Source organism: Brevibacterium antiquum, from assembly GCF_016107655.1.
Lineage (GTDB): Bacteria > Actinomycetota > Actinomycetes > Actinomycetales > Brevibacteriaceae > Brevibacterium > Brevibacterium antiquum.
Genome location: NZ_JABASX010000001.1, coordinates 361,384 through 375,898, shown reverse-complemented (window position 1 = coordinate 375,898; position 14,515 = coordinate 361,384). Strand labels below are relative to the sequence as shown.

Here is a 14,515-nt window from a genome sequence, read left to right as displayed (position 1 = left end):
ACGATGTGAGTGACGACGAATGACATGAGCGGCCACGAAGAGCACAATGGGCCATATGAACAGCATTGAGATTCTCACCGATTTGGCTCAGCGCCCTGTCGATGCAGCCAAGCGCCTGCCGACCCTCACCGCCGAACAGCTCAACTCCCACCCTGGCGACCACCCCAATTCGATTGCATGGCTGCTCTGGCACAGCGGACGCGAGGTCGATGTCCAGCTCTCTGACCTCACCGGCGACGAGCAGGTGTGGGAGCAGTTCCGTGAACGCTTCGGGTTGGGAGAATCCGGTGATGCAGTCGGTCTCGGGCACACGCCGGAGCAGGCGGCTGGGATCAAGGTCGATGACCAGCAGCTGCTCATCGACTATCTGGAAGCCACGCTCAGTGCGCTGGGTCGCTACGTCAGCGAACTCTCGGAGACCGGCCTCGGCGAAGTGATCGACGAGAACTGGACTCCCCCGGTCACGCGCGGAGTACGACTGGCTTCGATCATCGACGACGCTGCCGTTCACGTCGGTCAGGCCGCCTATGCTGCAGGTTCTCTGACCGGGAAGTAGCCCGGTGCAGACGGCAGAAGGACTCAGCGTATAGTCGAAGGTGGAGCTGACTCTGGTTCCCCAACGATGGGAGGCCGGATGACCGGCACCGCTCAACCGACCACTGCCGACTCCACCGCCTCGGCGAATGATGGGACGCCCGCCAGCGGTCTTCTCACTCTGGGCCTACTTGCCGGTTCTTCGATGGAGAACGAACGGCGACTCCCGATTCACCCTCATCACCTCGATCGCGTCGACCCCGATGTTCGAGCCAAAATGATCGTCGAACGCGGCTATGCTGAGGATTTCCAGCTGGAGCCCGGCTACATCGAGTCTCGTGTCGGACGAGTCGCGGAACGCTCCGAAGTCATCGAGTCCGCTGAGGTCCTCCTTCTGCCGAAACCGCAGGCGGCAGATGTGGAGGCGATTCCTGAAGGCCGCGTTCTGTGGGGCTGGCCGCACTGCGTGCAGGATGAGGCGATGGCGCAGACCGCTATTGATCGTCGGCTCACTCTCATCGCCTTCGAAGCGATGAACCATTGGACTCGGCAGGGAGATTTCAGCCTGCACGTATTCCACAAGAACAACGAGCTTGCCGGCTACTGTTCTGTCCAGCACGCATTGAGCCTTCGCGGCTCGACCGGTGACTATGGTCCGCGAATGAGTGCGGTCGTCATCGGCTTCGGTGCCACCGCGCGCGGTGCTGTCACTGCGCTGAAGGCTCAGGGGATCTACGATATCCAGGTCCTCACGCAGAGAGGGGCCTCAGCTGTCGGTTCACCGATTCACAGCGCGCACATCACCCAGCTCAACACCGGCGACAGTCCGACCCACCTGTCCACGGTGGTCACGGACGAGGGCGACGTGCTCCTCCCGACCTTCCTCGCCTCACACGACATCGTCCTCAACTGCACGCTCCAAGATGTCTCTGCACCGATGACCTACCTGCGGACAGAAGACCTGAAGGAGTTCGCTCCCGGCAGCCTCATCATCGATGTCTCATGCGACGAGGGAATGGGCTTCGAATGGGCGAAGCCCACAGGCTTCGAGAATCCGATGTTCACAGTCGGACAAGGTGTCAACTACTACGCCGTCGACCACACCCCGTCATACCTGTGGAACTCCGCGACGTGGGAGATCAGCGAAGCGATCTTGCCCTATCTGAGCACGGTTCTGGAGGGACCGGATGCATGGGCACAGGTCCCTACCATCTCCCGGGCGATCGAGATCCAGAACGGTGAAGTCAAGAATCCGAGCATCTTGAGTTTTCAGAACCGGGAATCTGAGTACCCATACACCCGCGTCGCCGAGGTGAGCTGAGTCCGCAAGCTCGGGCTTGACTGATTCACGTAGTCGGCCTCAGGCTCTCCACAATTGCCCGCGCCCCCTGCTCCCCCGCCTTCGTCGGCAGGAGGGCATAGACGTGCAGCCGGCCTTCGCCTTCGTGCCACTCCACTGGCACTCCGGCATCACGGGCTTTGTCTCTCAGCACATGCGCGTCCGGGTTGAGCACGTCCCGTGTTCCGGTGAGGATCGTCAGCGCTCCGAGCCCGACCATGTCGCCGAACAGGGGGCTGACCACCGGATCGACAATTTCATCGTCACCGCTCCATTCCTCGCCCAAGATTCGCCCACCGGGACGGCCCAGCCAGGGGTCGAAGGGCTGGACCACGTCGATCTGCGGATTCTTCCACGTCAGGTCCAAAGCCGGTGCCAACAGCGTCGTGGTCGGCAGTTTCACTCCCTCGTCACGAAGCCACAGTGCCGCAGAAAGCGAAATCTGACCACCGGCGGAATCTCCAGCCAGACGCACCTGTTGACCGGAGGCGAGTTCGGCGCGAATGAGGTCCACGACGCCGTCGCGGACCTCTCGCGCGGTGCCGAAGGGCAGCAGCGGGTAGATCGGCACGATGACGCGCTGATTCGTCTCTCGAGCGATACGGGCGATGAGCGTCCAATGCTGGGGAGCGATTTCGTTGACCCAGCCTCCACCGTGGACGTAGACCACAACAGACTTCGGCCGTGTCTTGTGGCCGGCGGGAGCCGATGGTTCAACGTCATAGACCGGCCATCCGTTCGGATCGGGCAGCCGACGGTCCACTCGTACGCCTTCCAAGCGTGAGGGCGGACCGTAGGAGGCAGGCCGGAGAAAGCGCTCGCCGATGCGTCGGCGCGCTCCTTCTTCGGTCACGAACGGACGATTCGCGCCGGTGGCCTTGAGATAGACCGGGACGAGCGACTCGGGAAGCAGGATGCGCAAGGGATTCCTTTCGGGTTCAGAGGCCGAGCATACTGTTCGCGATGTCGCCGGTCCCCCATTCCGGTATCTGTGTCCCCATTTCCTCAAGTATCAACAGCTGCGCTTCAGGGATCTCTGCGGCAAGCGTTTCACCGTTGCCGACGGGAAAGAAGGGGTCGGCTCGACCATGGACGATCAGACTCGGTATTCGCAGGTCACCGAGGCGCTCTCGCCAGCGTGGTGAGCAGTCGATCCGGGAGAAGGCCATGCCCAACTGATTCGCCTGGTGGACCGAGGCCCCCGATGTCGGAGTTCGGTCCCAGATCCGAGCTGCGATCTCGAGCGCCTGTGCGGGATCGTTGCCCAGAATAGCTGCGCTGCCAGCTGCATACTCGGCTACGGCTCGGCGGTTCGTCCACTCAGGCTGAAGTTTCGAGAACACGGCAGACATCACCTTCTGATCATGGTCCGGCAGGTCATCATCGACAGGGCCAGGCGCAACCGGTCGTGTACTCACCAGCGTCAGTGCCGAAAATGACTCCGGATGATCCAGCGCAGCAACTTGGGCGATCATGCCTCCGACACCTTGCCCGCCGAGATGGGCGGACTCCGCGCCGAGAGCTGTGACGAGGTCCGCGGCATCATCGGCAAGATCGCGCAGGTCGTAAGTCGGGTTCTCCGGGTCTTTGGTGGTTGAAGCACCCGAATCACGCAGGTCGTAGCGAACGACTCTGCGCCCGCCCTCGGCCACCCGTTCGCAGAGCGAGTCGGGCCACGACAACAGAGTGGTTCCGCCGGCGAGCAGCACAAGGGGGTCCTCTTCGCGGCCGAAGCTCTCTACACCGAGGTCGATGCCGTTCACTCTGATGGTGGCCATACGGCAGGATAGCACTGCGTTCGCTCACGAACGCTCAACAGTGATTGCGTCAGCTTCTGTTGTCGAACAGCCACCTGAAACCGATTCTCACGCTAAGTCGCCGAGGTGATTGCTGAGCCTGCACTGCCGGGTTATCGAAGTTGTTCCGAAAGGTAGGCCTCTGCGATGCTGAGGTGCCCTTGGCTGCCGATGGAGTTCTTCGCTTTCTGAGAGTAGGCGTGGTTCGCGAGTGGAATCTGCACAGTCTCGACGTCGATTCCACGTTCTCGGGCCGCGTCGACCCATTCGAATTGGTCAGCAGGGATGATGACGTCATCACGCATCGCGGTCATCACGAGCGTCGGCGGGGCCGCAGCCGTGAGGTGCGCGGCTGAATTCACCGCAGCGTAGCGTTTCGGGAATTCCTTGGGGGTGCCACCCGTGTAACTGGTCGCAAATATGCGCGAGCCTGTGCCCGCGCCCGGACCTGCAGGGGCGTTCTCGTAGAGGCCCGTCACGTCAAACGCGGGGTAGTCGGCGACAACCGCAGCGGGAACGGGGACGTTCCCATCACACGACGACTCGGCGGTGCCGTCCGCTGCGGCGCCGGCGGTGTTGGCGACCAGGTTTCCGCCGGAGCTCTCACCCCAGAACGCGAGACGATCCATATCTGCACCGAGCGTGTCGGCGTGGTCCTGAATCCAGCTCGCGGCGCACGCAACCTGCGAGGGCGCGCTCTGCCAGGTCGCGTTGTCCTTGGTGGCAAGTTCGTATTCGACCGCCACTACCAAGTAGCCGTGGTCAGCCAAGGTGCGAAGCTCTGAGCTCACTGCATCTGGCTCACCCGCGATCCAGCCGCCACCGTGGACGGCCATGATGGTCGGTGTCGAGCCTTTCACATTCTTCGGCTCGTAGATCGAGAGGGAGAGGTCATCCCCTGCGCTGGTCTTGTCGTACACCTCCTGGCGGTCGGGCGACGCCGCGTCCATTGCGGAGAGCCCGAACGTCGCGGTGAACAGGTTGACCGATCCGCCGGCCGAGGTGATGGCGCCGACGAGAACTATCACCACAGCGATGTTAGCGACCGCGCCGATCCCGCCGATCCCTGTCGTGACTGCACCTGTGCGCCGACGCCCCCTGCGCATAACGACGATACCGACGACGAGCACGATCAGTCCTGCCAGAGCCGTTATCGGCGCCACGGTGGGCGCGAACCGAGCCGCAACCGTGCTGAATGGCCCAAGCCCGGGAACCAGCGATGCGAGTCCGAAGATCGCTGCAATCACGCCCAGTATGAGACCGAGAACGAGGACCATTACCCGGAATACCTTCGCCACGCCCCCTCTTTCCGAGGGCGGTAGCGAACTCGTGCTGTTGGTCATCTTCTGTCCTCAACTTTCGATCTTCCAGGTTGACACTCCACCTGCATCAGATCTCACCGTTGCGATCATATGCTGACGCCAGGGGTCACTCTAGCGCAGGACATGATCGGGCTAGGTGAGCAATCTCCCTTGCGCGCGAGCATCATTGACGCAGACAGCATTCTCGGAGCTAGCCGAGCAGTTCGAGACCGAAACCCGTGATGACGGCCCGCACTTCTTCGAGGTAACGGCGCGCTTGCTCGGTGAGCGGGATCCCGGAATGGTCGATCCAGCCGATCTCGATACGTTCTTCGGCGTCGAGCGGAATCGCAACGATCTCTGGATCGAGGTCATCGCTGATGATGCCCGTCGAGATCGTGTAGCCGTCGAGCCCGATCATGAGATTGAAGATCGTCGCACGGTCGGAGACCCGGATCTCCCGCTTGCTCGACAAAGTCGACAGGATCTCCTCGGCAAAGTAGAACGAGTTGTTCGCTCCCTGATCGAAGGTGAGCCGTGGCACGTCGGCGAGATCGTCAAGGGTGACGCGATCTCGGGCGGCAAGCGGGTTCTTCCGGGAGATGAAGATGTGCGGGACTGCAACGAAAAGCGGGTGAAAGACAAGCCCGGAGTCTCGCAGCAGTTTGTCGATGACCTTCTGATTGAAGTCGTTCCGGTAAAGAATGCCGAGCTCACTGCGGAGCGTGCGAACATCTTCGATGATGTCCCAGGTGCGAGTCTCACGCAGCGAGAACTCATACTCGGCCGCATCGCTGGCCTTGACCATCCGCACGAACGCATCAACCACGAACGAGTAGTGCTGCGCCGATACCCCGAGCAGACGTCGCGACGGGGGCCGCCCGAGATAGTGCTGCTCGAGGAGCTCCGCCTGCTCAACGACTTGCCTCGCATAACCGAGGAACTCCGCACCATCAACAGTGAGTGTCACCCCGCGGGCGGATCGGAAGAGCAACGCCCGACCCACCCGGGTCTCAAGATCCTTCATAGCTGCAGACATCGTCGGCTGGGAGACATAGAGCAGATCGGCAGCGGCCGTGATCGAACCCTCCGCCGCGACCTCGATGAAGTAGTGGAGCTGCAGCAGCGTGATGCTTCTCAATCCTCGAGCCATAGATAAAGACTATATGAATCCATAGTTGAGCCAAGTTACCCGATATCCGCCCGTTGCCTGCAGGATGGTTTCGAAGACCTCCGCATGGCCAAGCCCGGCCGATCGATTACGGAATTGGACGTCCATGACAACCGAGTTCACATTCAGCATCACTACCACCCGATTCGACGAGCACTACTCGCCATCGGATAGTTCACGAGCCACGACGAACTTCGCGAACCTCGCCAGGGGCGAGCATCGTCGGCAGAACCTCCGCAACACCCTGACGACTATCAATCGCCGGTTCAACGACCTCGCCCACTGGGACAACCCCGATAGGGACCGCTACACCGTCGACCTCGAGATCGTCTCCGGGGAGCTCCAGTTCACCGCTGCAGACGGCGATCAGGAATTCCCATTGCTCGAGGTTCTGGATATCCAGATCCTCGATCGAAAGACTGGTGACCGCCACCCCGGGATCGTGGGAAACAACTTCTCGTCCTACGTCCGCGATTTCGATTTCAGCGTGCGACTTCCAGCAGTCAACGATGCAGCGAGCGAATTCACCGTCCCCGACGACTTCGGCGATCTGCACGGCAAACTTTTCCAGCACTTCCTCGATTCCGCAGCGTATCGGGAACGCTTCCCAATAGCCCCTGTGGTCTGCATCAGTGTGTCGACGAGTAAGACGTACCATCGGACCAAGAACCACCATCCGATTCTCGGCGTGGAGTACCAGCAAGACGAGTATTCGCTGACCGACGACTACTTCGGAAAGATGGGGCTGCGGGTGAGATACTTCATGCCGCCCGGCAGTGTCGCGCCGCTGGCATTCTATTTCCGCGGAGATCTGCTCAACGACTATTCCAATCTGCAGCTCATCGGCACGATCAGCACGATGGAGACCTTCCAAAGGATCTATCGACCGGAGATCTACAACGCACACGTTGCCGCCGAAGAGACCTACCGACCGACGCTGAAACGGCAGGACTTCTCGGAGACACCGATCGCCTACGATCGCGCCGAACGTAGTCAGCTCGCAATCAAACAGGGGAAGTACACGGCAGAGGCTTTCGTCAACCCGCACCGGGAAATGCTCGAACAGTGGGCCGCCGACCATCCCGTTCCAGCTGCATGACCACAGGAGAAGAATCGATGACGCCGACACTATTGCCCACTTCGATCGTCGGCAGTCTGCCGAAGCCGTCGTGGCTCGCACAGCCCGAGACCCTCTGGTCACCGTGGAACCTGCAGGGCGATGCCCTGGCCGAGGGCAGGCGCGATGCACTGCGTATCGCAGTCCACGAGCAGACCAACCGCGGCATCGATATCGTCAGCGACGGGGAGCAGACCCGACAGCACTTCGTCACCACATTCATCGAACACCTCAACGGTGTTGATTTCGAGAAGCGGGAGACGGTTCGAATCCGCGATCGCTATGACGCAAGCGTGCCGACCGTGGTCGGCGCCGTGAGCCGTGAGAAACCGGTGTTCGCCGACGACGCGAAGTTCCTCCGGCAGCAGACCGACCAACGGATCAAATGGGCGCTCCCGGGCCCGATGACTATGATCGACACGCTCTACGACGGCTATTACAAGAGTCGCGAGAAATTGGCCTGGGAGTTCGCCGCAGTCCTCAATCAGGAAGCGCGGGACCTGGAAGCAGCTGGAGTGGACATCATCCAGTTCGACGAGCCCGCCTTCAATGTCTTCTTCGACGAGATGAAGGACTGGGGAATTGCCACGCTGGAGAGAGCCGCGGAAGGACTGCGCGCAGAAACCGCCGTACACATCTGCTACGGCTACGGGATCACGGCAAACAATGACTGGAAAGCAACCCTCGGGTCCGAATGGCGCCAGTATGAGGAATCGTTCCCGCTCCTGCGGCAGTCGACCATCGATATCGTCTCACTGGAGTGCCATAACTCCCGTGTCCCGATGGACCTCATCGAGCTCATCCGCGGCAAAAAGGTCATGCTCGGGGCCATCGACGTGGCGAATGAGACCATCGAGACTCCGGAGGAGGTTGCCGACACCCTGCGCAAGGCACTCAAATTCGTCGACTCGGACAAGCTCATACCGAGCACAAACTGCGGCATGGCACCGTTCTCGCGGGATGTCGCCCTCGGGAAGCTGCGCGCACTGAGTGCTGGGACCAACATCATTCGTGAGGAGCTCACCGCGGCCCGGGCCTGACCCCTGGCTGCACAGACATCGCGTGCACCCGCAGGCCCGTCTCTTCCCACACTTCTCGCACGGCCGCATCGCTAGGGGTCTCACCCTGCCCAGTCGATCCGGCGGGAATCTGGACGCCCGTAATCTCCATCGGGGCGTCACCATGGGTGAGCACAAAGATCTGTTCCTCATGCGCTACTTATGCAACGACCTTGCCGATCACACGACGTGGCGGCAACTCGATCACGCGACAGCCAGAGGCATGATCGCAGCAACCTTCTCGCCCAGAGCACGACGCCCCAGGCGCAGCTCATAGTTCGACTGCAAGTTCATCCAGAACTCTTCCGAAGTCCCAAAATAGCGCGCGAGCCGGATCGAAGTGTCAGCCGTGATGCCCCGCTGACCATGAACGATCTCGCTGGTCCGGCGCGGTGGCACACCGATGGACACGGCCAGCTTGTTCTGCGTGATCCCGAAGCCCTCGATGAAATCCTCCATCAGGATCTCTCCCGGATGGATCAGCTCGAGCTTCCGCAAGGTCGCCCTCTGCACCGTCCGGTCGACGCGCTTGGCGTACTGCTCATGCCAGATGCGCTCGGTGTCCTTGCTGCCGAACGATCTGATCACTACACCAATGCATGACGGGCACCGTCATTAACGCTATACGTTAAACCGGAACTCCACCGCATTCCGGTACAGACCAACCTCAAAATCAATACACACCCGTGAATGCTGCCACTCGCAATCACCGCCGCAGCATGACGTCTCCTCAAGTAGGCAAGTGCCTCAACGCCGATTCCCTTGATCCGACACACTCTGGTGCGAGCTGCTGCTGACCTGAAGTTCGGTGCCGCTCCGCTTAGGCTGGGCCATATGGATCTAAGCAACAAGACAGCGCTCGTCACAGGGGGCGGGCGCGGGATCGGCCGCGGAGTCGTCGACATCTTCCTTGAGCAAGGCGCACAGGTCGTAATCGCACAGCGCTCTCCACTCGACGATGATCTGGCCGCGGACCCCCGCGTCATGTTCCTCGCCGCGGACCTTTCCGCCGAAGCAGATTTCTCGCCGCTAGTCGAGAAAGCAGTCAGAGCATCCGGCCAACTCGACGTGCTGGTGAATTGCGCCGGCGTCATGACCGAGCGCGAGCCTGCCGATGTCACGGCCGCAGATTGGACCACGTTGATGTCCGTCAATCTGCGCACGCCACTGTTCCTGGCACAAGCGGCGCTACCACACCTCGCTGGCGGCGGCAGCATCGTCAATATCGGATCGGTGGAAGCACTGAGCGCGAATCCCGGGCACGCCGTATACGCCGCATCAAAGGGCGGCCTCCACGCGATGACCCGCGCTCTCGCCGTTGACCTCGGTGTGCACGGAGTGCGCTGCAACGCTATAGCCCCAGGGTGGATCGAATCCGACTTGAGCAAGGCGTACATCGCGTCGATGAGCGACCCGGACGCAGCGCGCGACGAGTTGCGCCGCCTGCATCCCGCTGGTCGACTCGGCAGGCCCTGCGACATCGGACACACCGCCGCCTTCCTCGCGAGCGATCGGGCGACGTTCATCACAGGTCAGGTACTCGTCGTCGACGGCGGCCGTACCGCAAAGTTGCCGACTCCCTCATGATGCGGAAAGCCGAGTTGCCGCAATTCGGGCTTCGCAACGTGCCAGGTATTCAACACTGAAGCGACGTATGTAGTATTCGCTCGCCCCAGGGGTTAATGCGAGAACCTAAATTCGACGGAGTTCCGGCACCGAGCAACCTGTGCGTTGTACAGGTCCGCCAGGGCCGGTAAGACTATCCGGCCTTTGGGCGAAGGCCGAGCGTGCCAACAAGACTTCCGGAGCGAACCCCCGGGATGATGTCACCGATGCCGGACCGGGTCCTTTCTCGGAAGGACGAGCCCGGCGTCATAGGCAGCGATGACGAGTAGACCGCGGTCGCGGGATGAAGTTTCCTCAGCAGGAGCGACATGTAGTGCTTGACCGGGACTGATGCGCGCATAGGTCAAACTGACACCTGATCACGCATCACCAGCAGGGAAGGTCTCCCTCCCCGGGTGTGATGCGCAGGTAGTCGACGAGTTCGACATCGTCCGCACCTCCATCTCTCCACACGAAACAAAGTCGCCATCACGCGTTGACGCGAATGCTGTGCTGCACTCGACGGTCCCAGTTCAATCGAATGGAACGACATTGCAGTCTCATTCTTTGCCGGCACTTCGCATAATTCGTGGCGTCATCCCCCGCCGGTGAAGTGGAAGCCGGCGAAAGCCGCCTCAGGCCTTCTTGACCACCGAGGACTTCAGGTAGATGCGCCCGAGGCTGGGCACGGACGCGTCGATGTCGTGACCGTTCACGGGCTGATCAAGCAGCCGAATGCTCTTGACCTTCGTCCCAACCTTGATGGTCCCACCGCCGCTGCCGGCGACTTTCAAGCCTTTGACGACTGACACCGCATCACCGTCGACAAGCAGGTTGCCGACGGCGTCACGGATGCCACCGTCATCGACAGACAACGGTTCGTCACCGCCGTCCGAAGCAGGCGACCACTCATGAGCGCACATCGGGCACACGAGAAGCGCACCCTGCTCATAGGTGTATGACTCCGAACATTCAGGGCACGGAGGCAGCTGATCAGACATTGAACCGGAACTCCACCACGTCGCCGTCGACCATCACGTATTCTTTGCCTTCCATCCGGACCTTGCCGGCTGATTTGGCTGCGGACATCGAGCCGTTGGCGTCGAGATCGTCGAAGGAGACGACCTCAGCCTTGATGAAGCCCTTCTGGAAGTCCGTGTGAATAACGCCGGCAGCTTCGGGGGCGGTTGCGCCCTTCGGAATCGTCCAGGCACGGGATTCCTTGGGGCCGGCCGTCAGGTAGGTCTGCAGGCCCAGAGTGTCGAATCCGACGCGTGCCAGCTTGTCCAGTCCGGCTTCTTCCTGGCCGGTGGATTCCAGCATCTCAAGGGCTTCCTCTTCGTCGAGCTCGGCGAGCTCCGACTCGAACTTGGCGTCAAGGAAGATCGCTTCGACAGGTGCCACCAGGGCACGCATCTCTGCCTTCTTCTCCTCGTCAGCCAGCACATCGTCATCGACGTTGAAGACGTAGAGGAACGGCTTGACGGTCATCAGCTGAAGTTCGCGCAACTCCGTGACATCGAACTTGTCGGCCTGCATCGCCTGGTAAAGAGTCTTTCCGCTCTCGAGTATCTCAACAGCGGAGTCGATCGAGCTCAGCTGCTCAGCCGGGGCTCGCTTGCCCTTCACTTCCTTTTCGATCCGCGGCCGCGCCTTCTCCAAGGTCTGGAGATCGGCGAGGATGAGCTCGGTGTTGATGGTATCGATGTCATCAGCGGGGCTGATCTTGCCTTCGACGTGGATCACGTCGTCATCGACGAAACCGCGAATGACCTGGCAGATCGCTTCAGCCTCGCGGATGTTGGCCAGGAACTGATTGCCCAGGCCTTCACCCTCGGATGCGCCGCGGACGATGCCGGCGATATCGACGAAGTCGACTGTTGCGTGGAGGATTCGCTCCGAGCTGAAGATCTCTGCCAATCGAGTCAGTCGCGCGTCGGGCAACGGCACCACGCCCACGTTCGGTTCGATCGTCGCGAACGGGTAGTTCGCCGCGAGAACTTGATTCTTGGTCAATGCATTAAACATGGTCGACTTGCCGACATTGGGCAGTCCCACGATTCCGATAGTTAGAGCCACGGTAGCTAAGTCTATCCCGGCGCCGAGGTGCGGGTCTAAATCTCGTGTCAGTGCCGTCTGTCACGCTTAAGTCATGAATTCTTTCCCCGCCACCGGAGTGATCGTCGTCCTCATCCTGGCGATCATCATCAGCGTCGTCCTCGGCTTCCTCCTCGGACGCGCGCACACGCGTTCTCGCTATATCGAGCAACTCACGAGAGCGGAGACGACGTCTCGGATCCTCACCAGCCGGACAGAGGATCTGGAAGCCGATGCGCAGATGGCAGGAGAGATCACCGCGGCCATCGGTCCGTTAGCGGCAAGTGTCAATCACCTGCAGGAGAACCTTCAGTCCCAGGACCGAACACAGCTGGAACAGATTACGCGCCTCAATACGCAGATCGGGCACCTGAGCCAACAGAACCTCAGACTGCAGGAGTCCACCGGATCACTGGCAAGCGCGCTGAACTCGACGACTCAGCGTGGAGACTGGGGCGAGGTCCAGCTCAAACGCATCGTCGAATATGCAGGCCTCCTCCCCCACGTGGATTTCGAGACTCAGGTCAGCAGTATGCGTGATGGCAAACGCCATCGCCCCGACATGACCGTGAACCTACCCGGCGGCGGAACGATCATCATCGACGCCAAAACCCCACTGTCTGCCCGGATGGACAGTACTGATTCCACCGCCGATGATCATGCTCGCGCACTGCTGCGACACATCGACTCGCTGGCATCCAAGGAGTATTGGAAGTCCTTCGACTCCGCCCCGGACTTCGTTGTCTGCTTCGTCCCCACGGACGGGCTGCTGTCCTCAGCCGCGTCCACCTATCCGAAGATGATTGATCATGCTCTCGGCAAGAACGTCGTGCTCGCTTCCCCCGCCACGCTTCTGGTTCTGCTCAAGACCGTGGCGCTCAATTGGCGACAGGCGGACATGAGCACGTCCGCGGCGGAGGTGCTCAAACTCGGCACCGAACTCTACGAACGCATCGGCACTCTGGTCACGCACGTGACGCGGATGGGATCGAGCCTGGATCGATCGGTTGAGGACTACAATCGTTTCGTCTCTTCACTGGAGTCGCGGTTCCTCGTCACTGCCCGAAAATTTCCGAATACGGGAATCGTTGCCACCGAACTCGATGCAGTTGCCGAGCTCGACTCGCGCAGCCGCGGAGTCAGCGCTGAAGAACTCACACGGCCAAGCACTGCGGGACAGGATCCATTCGCAACACAGGATCCCACTGATCTGAGACGTTGCCATACGGGCTCCGACTAGACCAGAGACCGGTCAGATCAGGTCGTGATCCCGGTCAGCGCCATCACGTTTGTTCGACGTCTTCTTCCCGGCGGCTTTGAGATCCTTGCGCAGTTCGCGCGGCAGGGAGAACATGATGTCTTCCTCCGCTGTGACGATTTCCTCGACCGAGCCGAAGCCGTACTCGGCCAACAGTTCGAGAAGGTCCTGGACCAGTCCTTCCGGCACGCTCGCTCCTGAGGTCACGCCGACCGTTGCGACATCATGGAACCAGGATTCGTCGACCTCTCGAGCGAAATCGACGCGACGTGCGTCCTTGGCCCCGTGCTCCAGAGCAACTTCGACCAGACGCACGGAATTTGACGAATTGGCTGAACCGACAACCAGAACCAGATCGGACTGCGGGGCGATCTTCTTCACGGCCACCTGCCGGTTCGAGGTGGCATAGCAGATGTCATCGCTTGGAGGGTCCTGCAGGTGGGGGAACCGTTCGCGCAGGATGTTGACTGTCTCCATCGTCTCGTCGACACTTAACGTCGTCTGTGAGAGCCAGACCAGGCTCTCTGCACCGCCGATCTCGACAGTCTTGGCTTCCTCAGGGTTCTGGATCAGCGTGATGTCGTCGGGAGCCTCTCCCATCGTGCCTTCGACCTCTTCGTGACCTGCGTGGCCGACCAGAAGAATTCGGTACCCGTCACGGGCGAATCGAACTGCCTCGCGGTGGACCTTCGTCACCAGTGGGCATGTGGCATCGATCGTGGACAGCTCACGAGCGGCCGCCTCGGCGTGCACCGCAGGAGACACACCGTGCGCGGAGAACACAAGTCGAGCGCCCTCGGGAACTTCATCAGTCTCGTTGACGAAGACGGCGCCGCGTTCGGCGAGGGTGTCGACCACATGACGGTTGTGCACAATCTCCTTGCGCACGTAGACGGGAGCACCATAGTGCTCGAGTGCGCGCTCGACGGCGATCACTGCGCGGTCAACACCGGCACAGTATCCGCGCGGGGCGGCCAGAAGCACCTTCTGGTCAGCGCCTTCGGGCGTCCGGATGTCCTCCGGAGCAACACGCTTGCGCGGGATGGTGGGCATAGGTACAGATATCGCAGTCACAAGCTCAGTTTAGGCCGGGGACCTGAACAACGGCTACAAAGGTGAAGCAATCCACATCACACGCGCCCACCATCCGGATTCCATCCCCGACCGCCTGAGTTCCTGCGCGGCGATGATTCGTCATGTCACCACCGTTCGTTAGGGTGGTGGATTGGAAGGGGAGAC

General features: G+C 61.0%; 15 protein-coding genes. 6 read left to right on the top strand and 9 right to left on the bottom strand.

Annotated elements, in window-relative coordinates; translation table 11 throughout:
- Window positions 1–55 precede the first annotated feature (55 nt).
- The gene (locus JFC13_RS01670; RefSeq protein WP_198395368.1) at window positions 56–556 is read left to right on the top strand and encodes a mycothiol transferase; all 501 of its coding nucleotides are present in this window, start codon (window positions 56–58) and stop codon (window positions 554–556) included.
- A gap of 78 nt (window positions 557–634) precedes the next feature.
- Window positions 635–1,855 carry a N(5)-(carboxyethyl)ornithine synthase gene (locus tag JFC13_RS01665; protein ID WP_198395367.1) on the top strand — a complete coding sequence of 407 codons (1,221 nt, stop codon included), beginning with the start codon at window positions 635–637 and terminating at the stop codon, window positions 1,853–1,855.
- A gap of 25 nt (window positions 1,856–1,880) precedes the next feature.
- On the opposite strand, the gene JFC13_RS01660 is transcribed toward JFC13_RS01665, so the two are convergent.
- From JFC13_RS01660 to JFC13_RS01645, 4 genes are all read right to left on the bottom strand, one after another.
- A complete protein-coding gene (locus tag JFC13_RS01660; protein WP_198395366.1) occupies window positions 1,881–2,795 on the bottom strand; it encodes an alpha/beta hydrolase fold domain-containing protein in 915 nt (304 codons plus the stop codon).
- 16 nt (window positions 2,796–2,811) lie between these two features.
- Window positions 2,812–3,651: an alpha/beta fold hydrolase gene (locus tag JFC13_RS01655; RefSeq protein ID WP_198395365.1), complete on the bottom strand. Its 840-nt coding sequence runs from the start codon at window positions 3,649–3,651 to the stop codon at window positions 2,812–2,814.
- A gap of 131 nt (window positions 3,652–3,782) precedes the next feature.
- Window positions 3,783–4,967, bottom strand: a complete 1,185-nt coding sequence (locus JFC13_RS01650; protein WP_198395364.1) for an alpha/beta hydrolase — start codon at window positions 4,965–4,967, stop codon at window positions 3,783–3,785.
- 214 nt (window positions 4,968–5,181) lie between these two features.
- The gene (locus tag JFC13_RS01645) at window positions 5,182–6,123 is read right to left on the bottom strand and encodes a LysR family transcriptional regulator (protein WP_198395363.1); all 942 of its coding nucleotides are present in this window, start codon (window positions 6,121–6,123) and stop codon (window positions 5,182–5,184) included.
- A gap of 124 nt (window positions 6,124–6,247) precedes the next feature.
- On the opposite strand from JFC13_RS01645, the gene JFC13_RS01640 reads away from it, so the two are divergent.
- Together JFC13_RS01640 and JFC13_RS01635 are read left to right on the top strand one after the other, a co-directional pair.
- Window positions 6,248–7,240: a putative oxygenase MesX gene (locus JFC13_RS01640; protein ID WP_198395362.1), complete on the top strand. Its 993-nt coding sequence runs from the start codon at window positions 6,248–6,250 to the stop codon at window positions 7,238–7,240.
- Between the two features lie 17 nt (window positions 7,241–7,257).
- Window positions 7,258–8,298: a methionine synthase gene (locus tag JFC13_RS01635; protein WP_198395361.1), complete on the top strand. Its 1,041-nt coding sequence runs from the start codon at window positions 7,258–7,260 to the stop codon at window positions 8,296–8,298.
- Here JFC13_RS01635 and JFC13_RS19980 read toward each other — a convergent pair.
- Both JFC13_RS19980 and JFC13_RS01625 read right to left on the bottom strand, forming a co-directional pair.
- Window positions 8,279–8,428 carry an NUDIX domain-containing protein gene (locus JFC13_RS19980; RefSeq protein WP_408610722.1) on the bottom strand — a complete coding sequence of 50 codons (150 nt, stop codon included), beginning with the start codon at window positions 8,426–8,428 and terminating at the stop codon, window positions 8,279–8,281. The two genes, JFC13_RS01635 and JFC13_RS19980, sit on opposite strands and share 20 nt — an antisense overlap.
- A 92-nt stretch (window positions 8,429–8,520) precedes the next feature.
- The gene (locus JFC13_RS01625; protein ID WP_332839323.1) at window positions 8,521–8,829 is read right to left on the bottom strand and encodes a HigA family addiction module antitoxin; all 309 of its coding nucleotides are present in this window, start codon (window positions 8,827–8,829) and stop codon (window positions 8,521–8,523) included.
- Between the two features lie 321 nt (window positions 8,830–9,150).
- Between JFC13_RS01625 and JFC13_RS01620 the strand changes: the two genes are divergently transcribed.
- Entirely contained in the window at window positions 9,151–9,903 is a 753-nt protein-coding gene (locus JFC13_RS01620; protein WP_198395359.1) for an SDR family NAD(P)-dependent oxidoreductase, read from the top strand.
- A 653-nt stretch (window positions 9,904–10,556) separates the two neighbouring features.
- On the opposite strand, the gene JFC13_RS01615 is transcribed toward JFC13_RS01620, so the two are convergent.
- Both JFC13_RS01615 and ychF read right to left on the bottom strand, forming a co-directional pair.
- Window positions 10,557–10,922 carry a zinc ribbon domain-containing protein YjdM gene (locus tag JFC13_RS01615; protein WP_198395358.1) on the bottom strand — a complete coding sequence of 122 codons (366 nt, stop codon included), beginning with the start codon at window positions 10,920–10,922 and terminating at the stop codon, window positions 10,557–10,559.
- Window positions 10,915–12,000, bottom strand: coding sequence for a redox-regulated ATPase YchF (gene ychF / locus JFC13_RS01610; protein WP_198395357.1), 1,086 nt, complete (start codon window positions 11,998–12,000; stop codon window positions 10,915–10,917). The genes JFC13_RS01615 and ychF overlap by 8 nt, the downstream gene beginning before the upstream one ends.
- A gap of 73 nt (window positions 12,001–12,073) precedes the next feature.
- Here ychF and JFC13_RS01605 point away from each other — a divergent pair, with 73 nt between their 5' ends.
- Window positions 12,074–13,258, top strand: a complete 1,185-nt coding sequence (locus tag JFC13_RS01605) for a DNA recombination protein RmuC (RefSeq protein ID WP_198395356.1) — start codon at window positions 12,074–12,076, stop codon at window positions 13,256–13,258.
- 12 nt (window positions 13,259–13,270) lie between these two features.
- On the opposite strand, the gene JFC13_RS01600 is transcribed toward JFC13_RS01605, so the two are convergent.
- On the bottom strand, window positions 13,271–14,329 hold the full coding sequence (locus tag JFC13_RS01600) for a 4-hydroxy-3-methylbut-2-enyl diphosphate reductase (protein WP_198395676.1): 1,059 nt from the start codon (window positions 14,327–14,329) through the stop codon (window positions 13,271–13,273).
- Window positions 14,330–14,515: the final 186 nt, after the last annotated feature.

Coding starts and splice junctions, on each gene's coding strand:
- JFC13_RS01670 (WP_198395368.1), top strand. CDS start 56: ATGAACAGCATTGAGATTCTCACCGATTTGGCTCAGCGCCCTGTCGAT.
- JFC13_RS01665 (WP_198395367.1), top strand. CDS start 635: ATGACCGGCACCGCTCAACCGACCACTGCCGACTCCACCGCCTCGGCG.
- JFC13_RS01655 (WP_198395365.1), bottom strand. CDS start 3,651: ATGGCCACCATCAGAGTGAACGGCATCGACCTCGGTGTAGAGAGCTTC.
- JFC13_RS01645 (WP_198395363.1), bottom strand. CDS start 6,123: ATGGCTCGAGGATTGAGAAGCATCACGCTGCTGCAGCTCCACTACTTC.
- JFC13_RS01640 (WP_198395362.1), top strand. CDS start 6,248: ATGACAACCGAGTTCACATTCAGCATCACTACCACCCGATTCGACGAG.
- JFC13_RS01635 (WP_198395361.1), top strand. CDS start 7,258: ATGACGCCGACACTATTGCCCACTTCGATCGTCGGCAGTCTGCCGAAG.
- JFC13_RS19980 (WP_408610722.1), bottom strand. CDS start 8,428: ATGGAGATTACGGGCGTCCAGATTCCCGCCGGATCGACTGGGCAGGGT.
- JFC13_RS01620 (WP_198395359.1), top strand. CDS start 9,151: ATGGATCTAAGCAACAAGACAGCGCTCGTCACAGGGGGCGGGCGCGGG.
- JFC13_RS01615 (WP_198395358.1), bottom strand. CDS start 10,922: ATGTCTGATCAGCTGCCTCCGTGCCCTGAATGTTCGGAGTCATACACC.
- JFC13_RS01605 (WP_198395356.1), top strand. CDS start 12,074: ATGAATTCTTTCCCCGCCACCGGAGTGATCGTCGTCCTCATCCTGGCG.
- JFC13_RS01600 (WP_198395676.1), bottom strand. CDS start 14,329: ATGCCCACCATCCCGCGCAAGCGTGTTGCTCCGGAGGACATCCGGACG.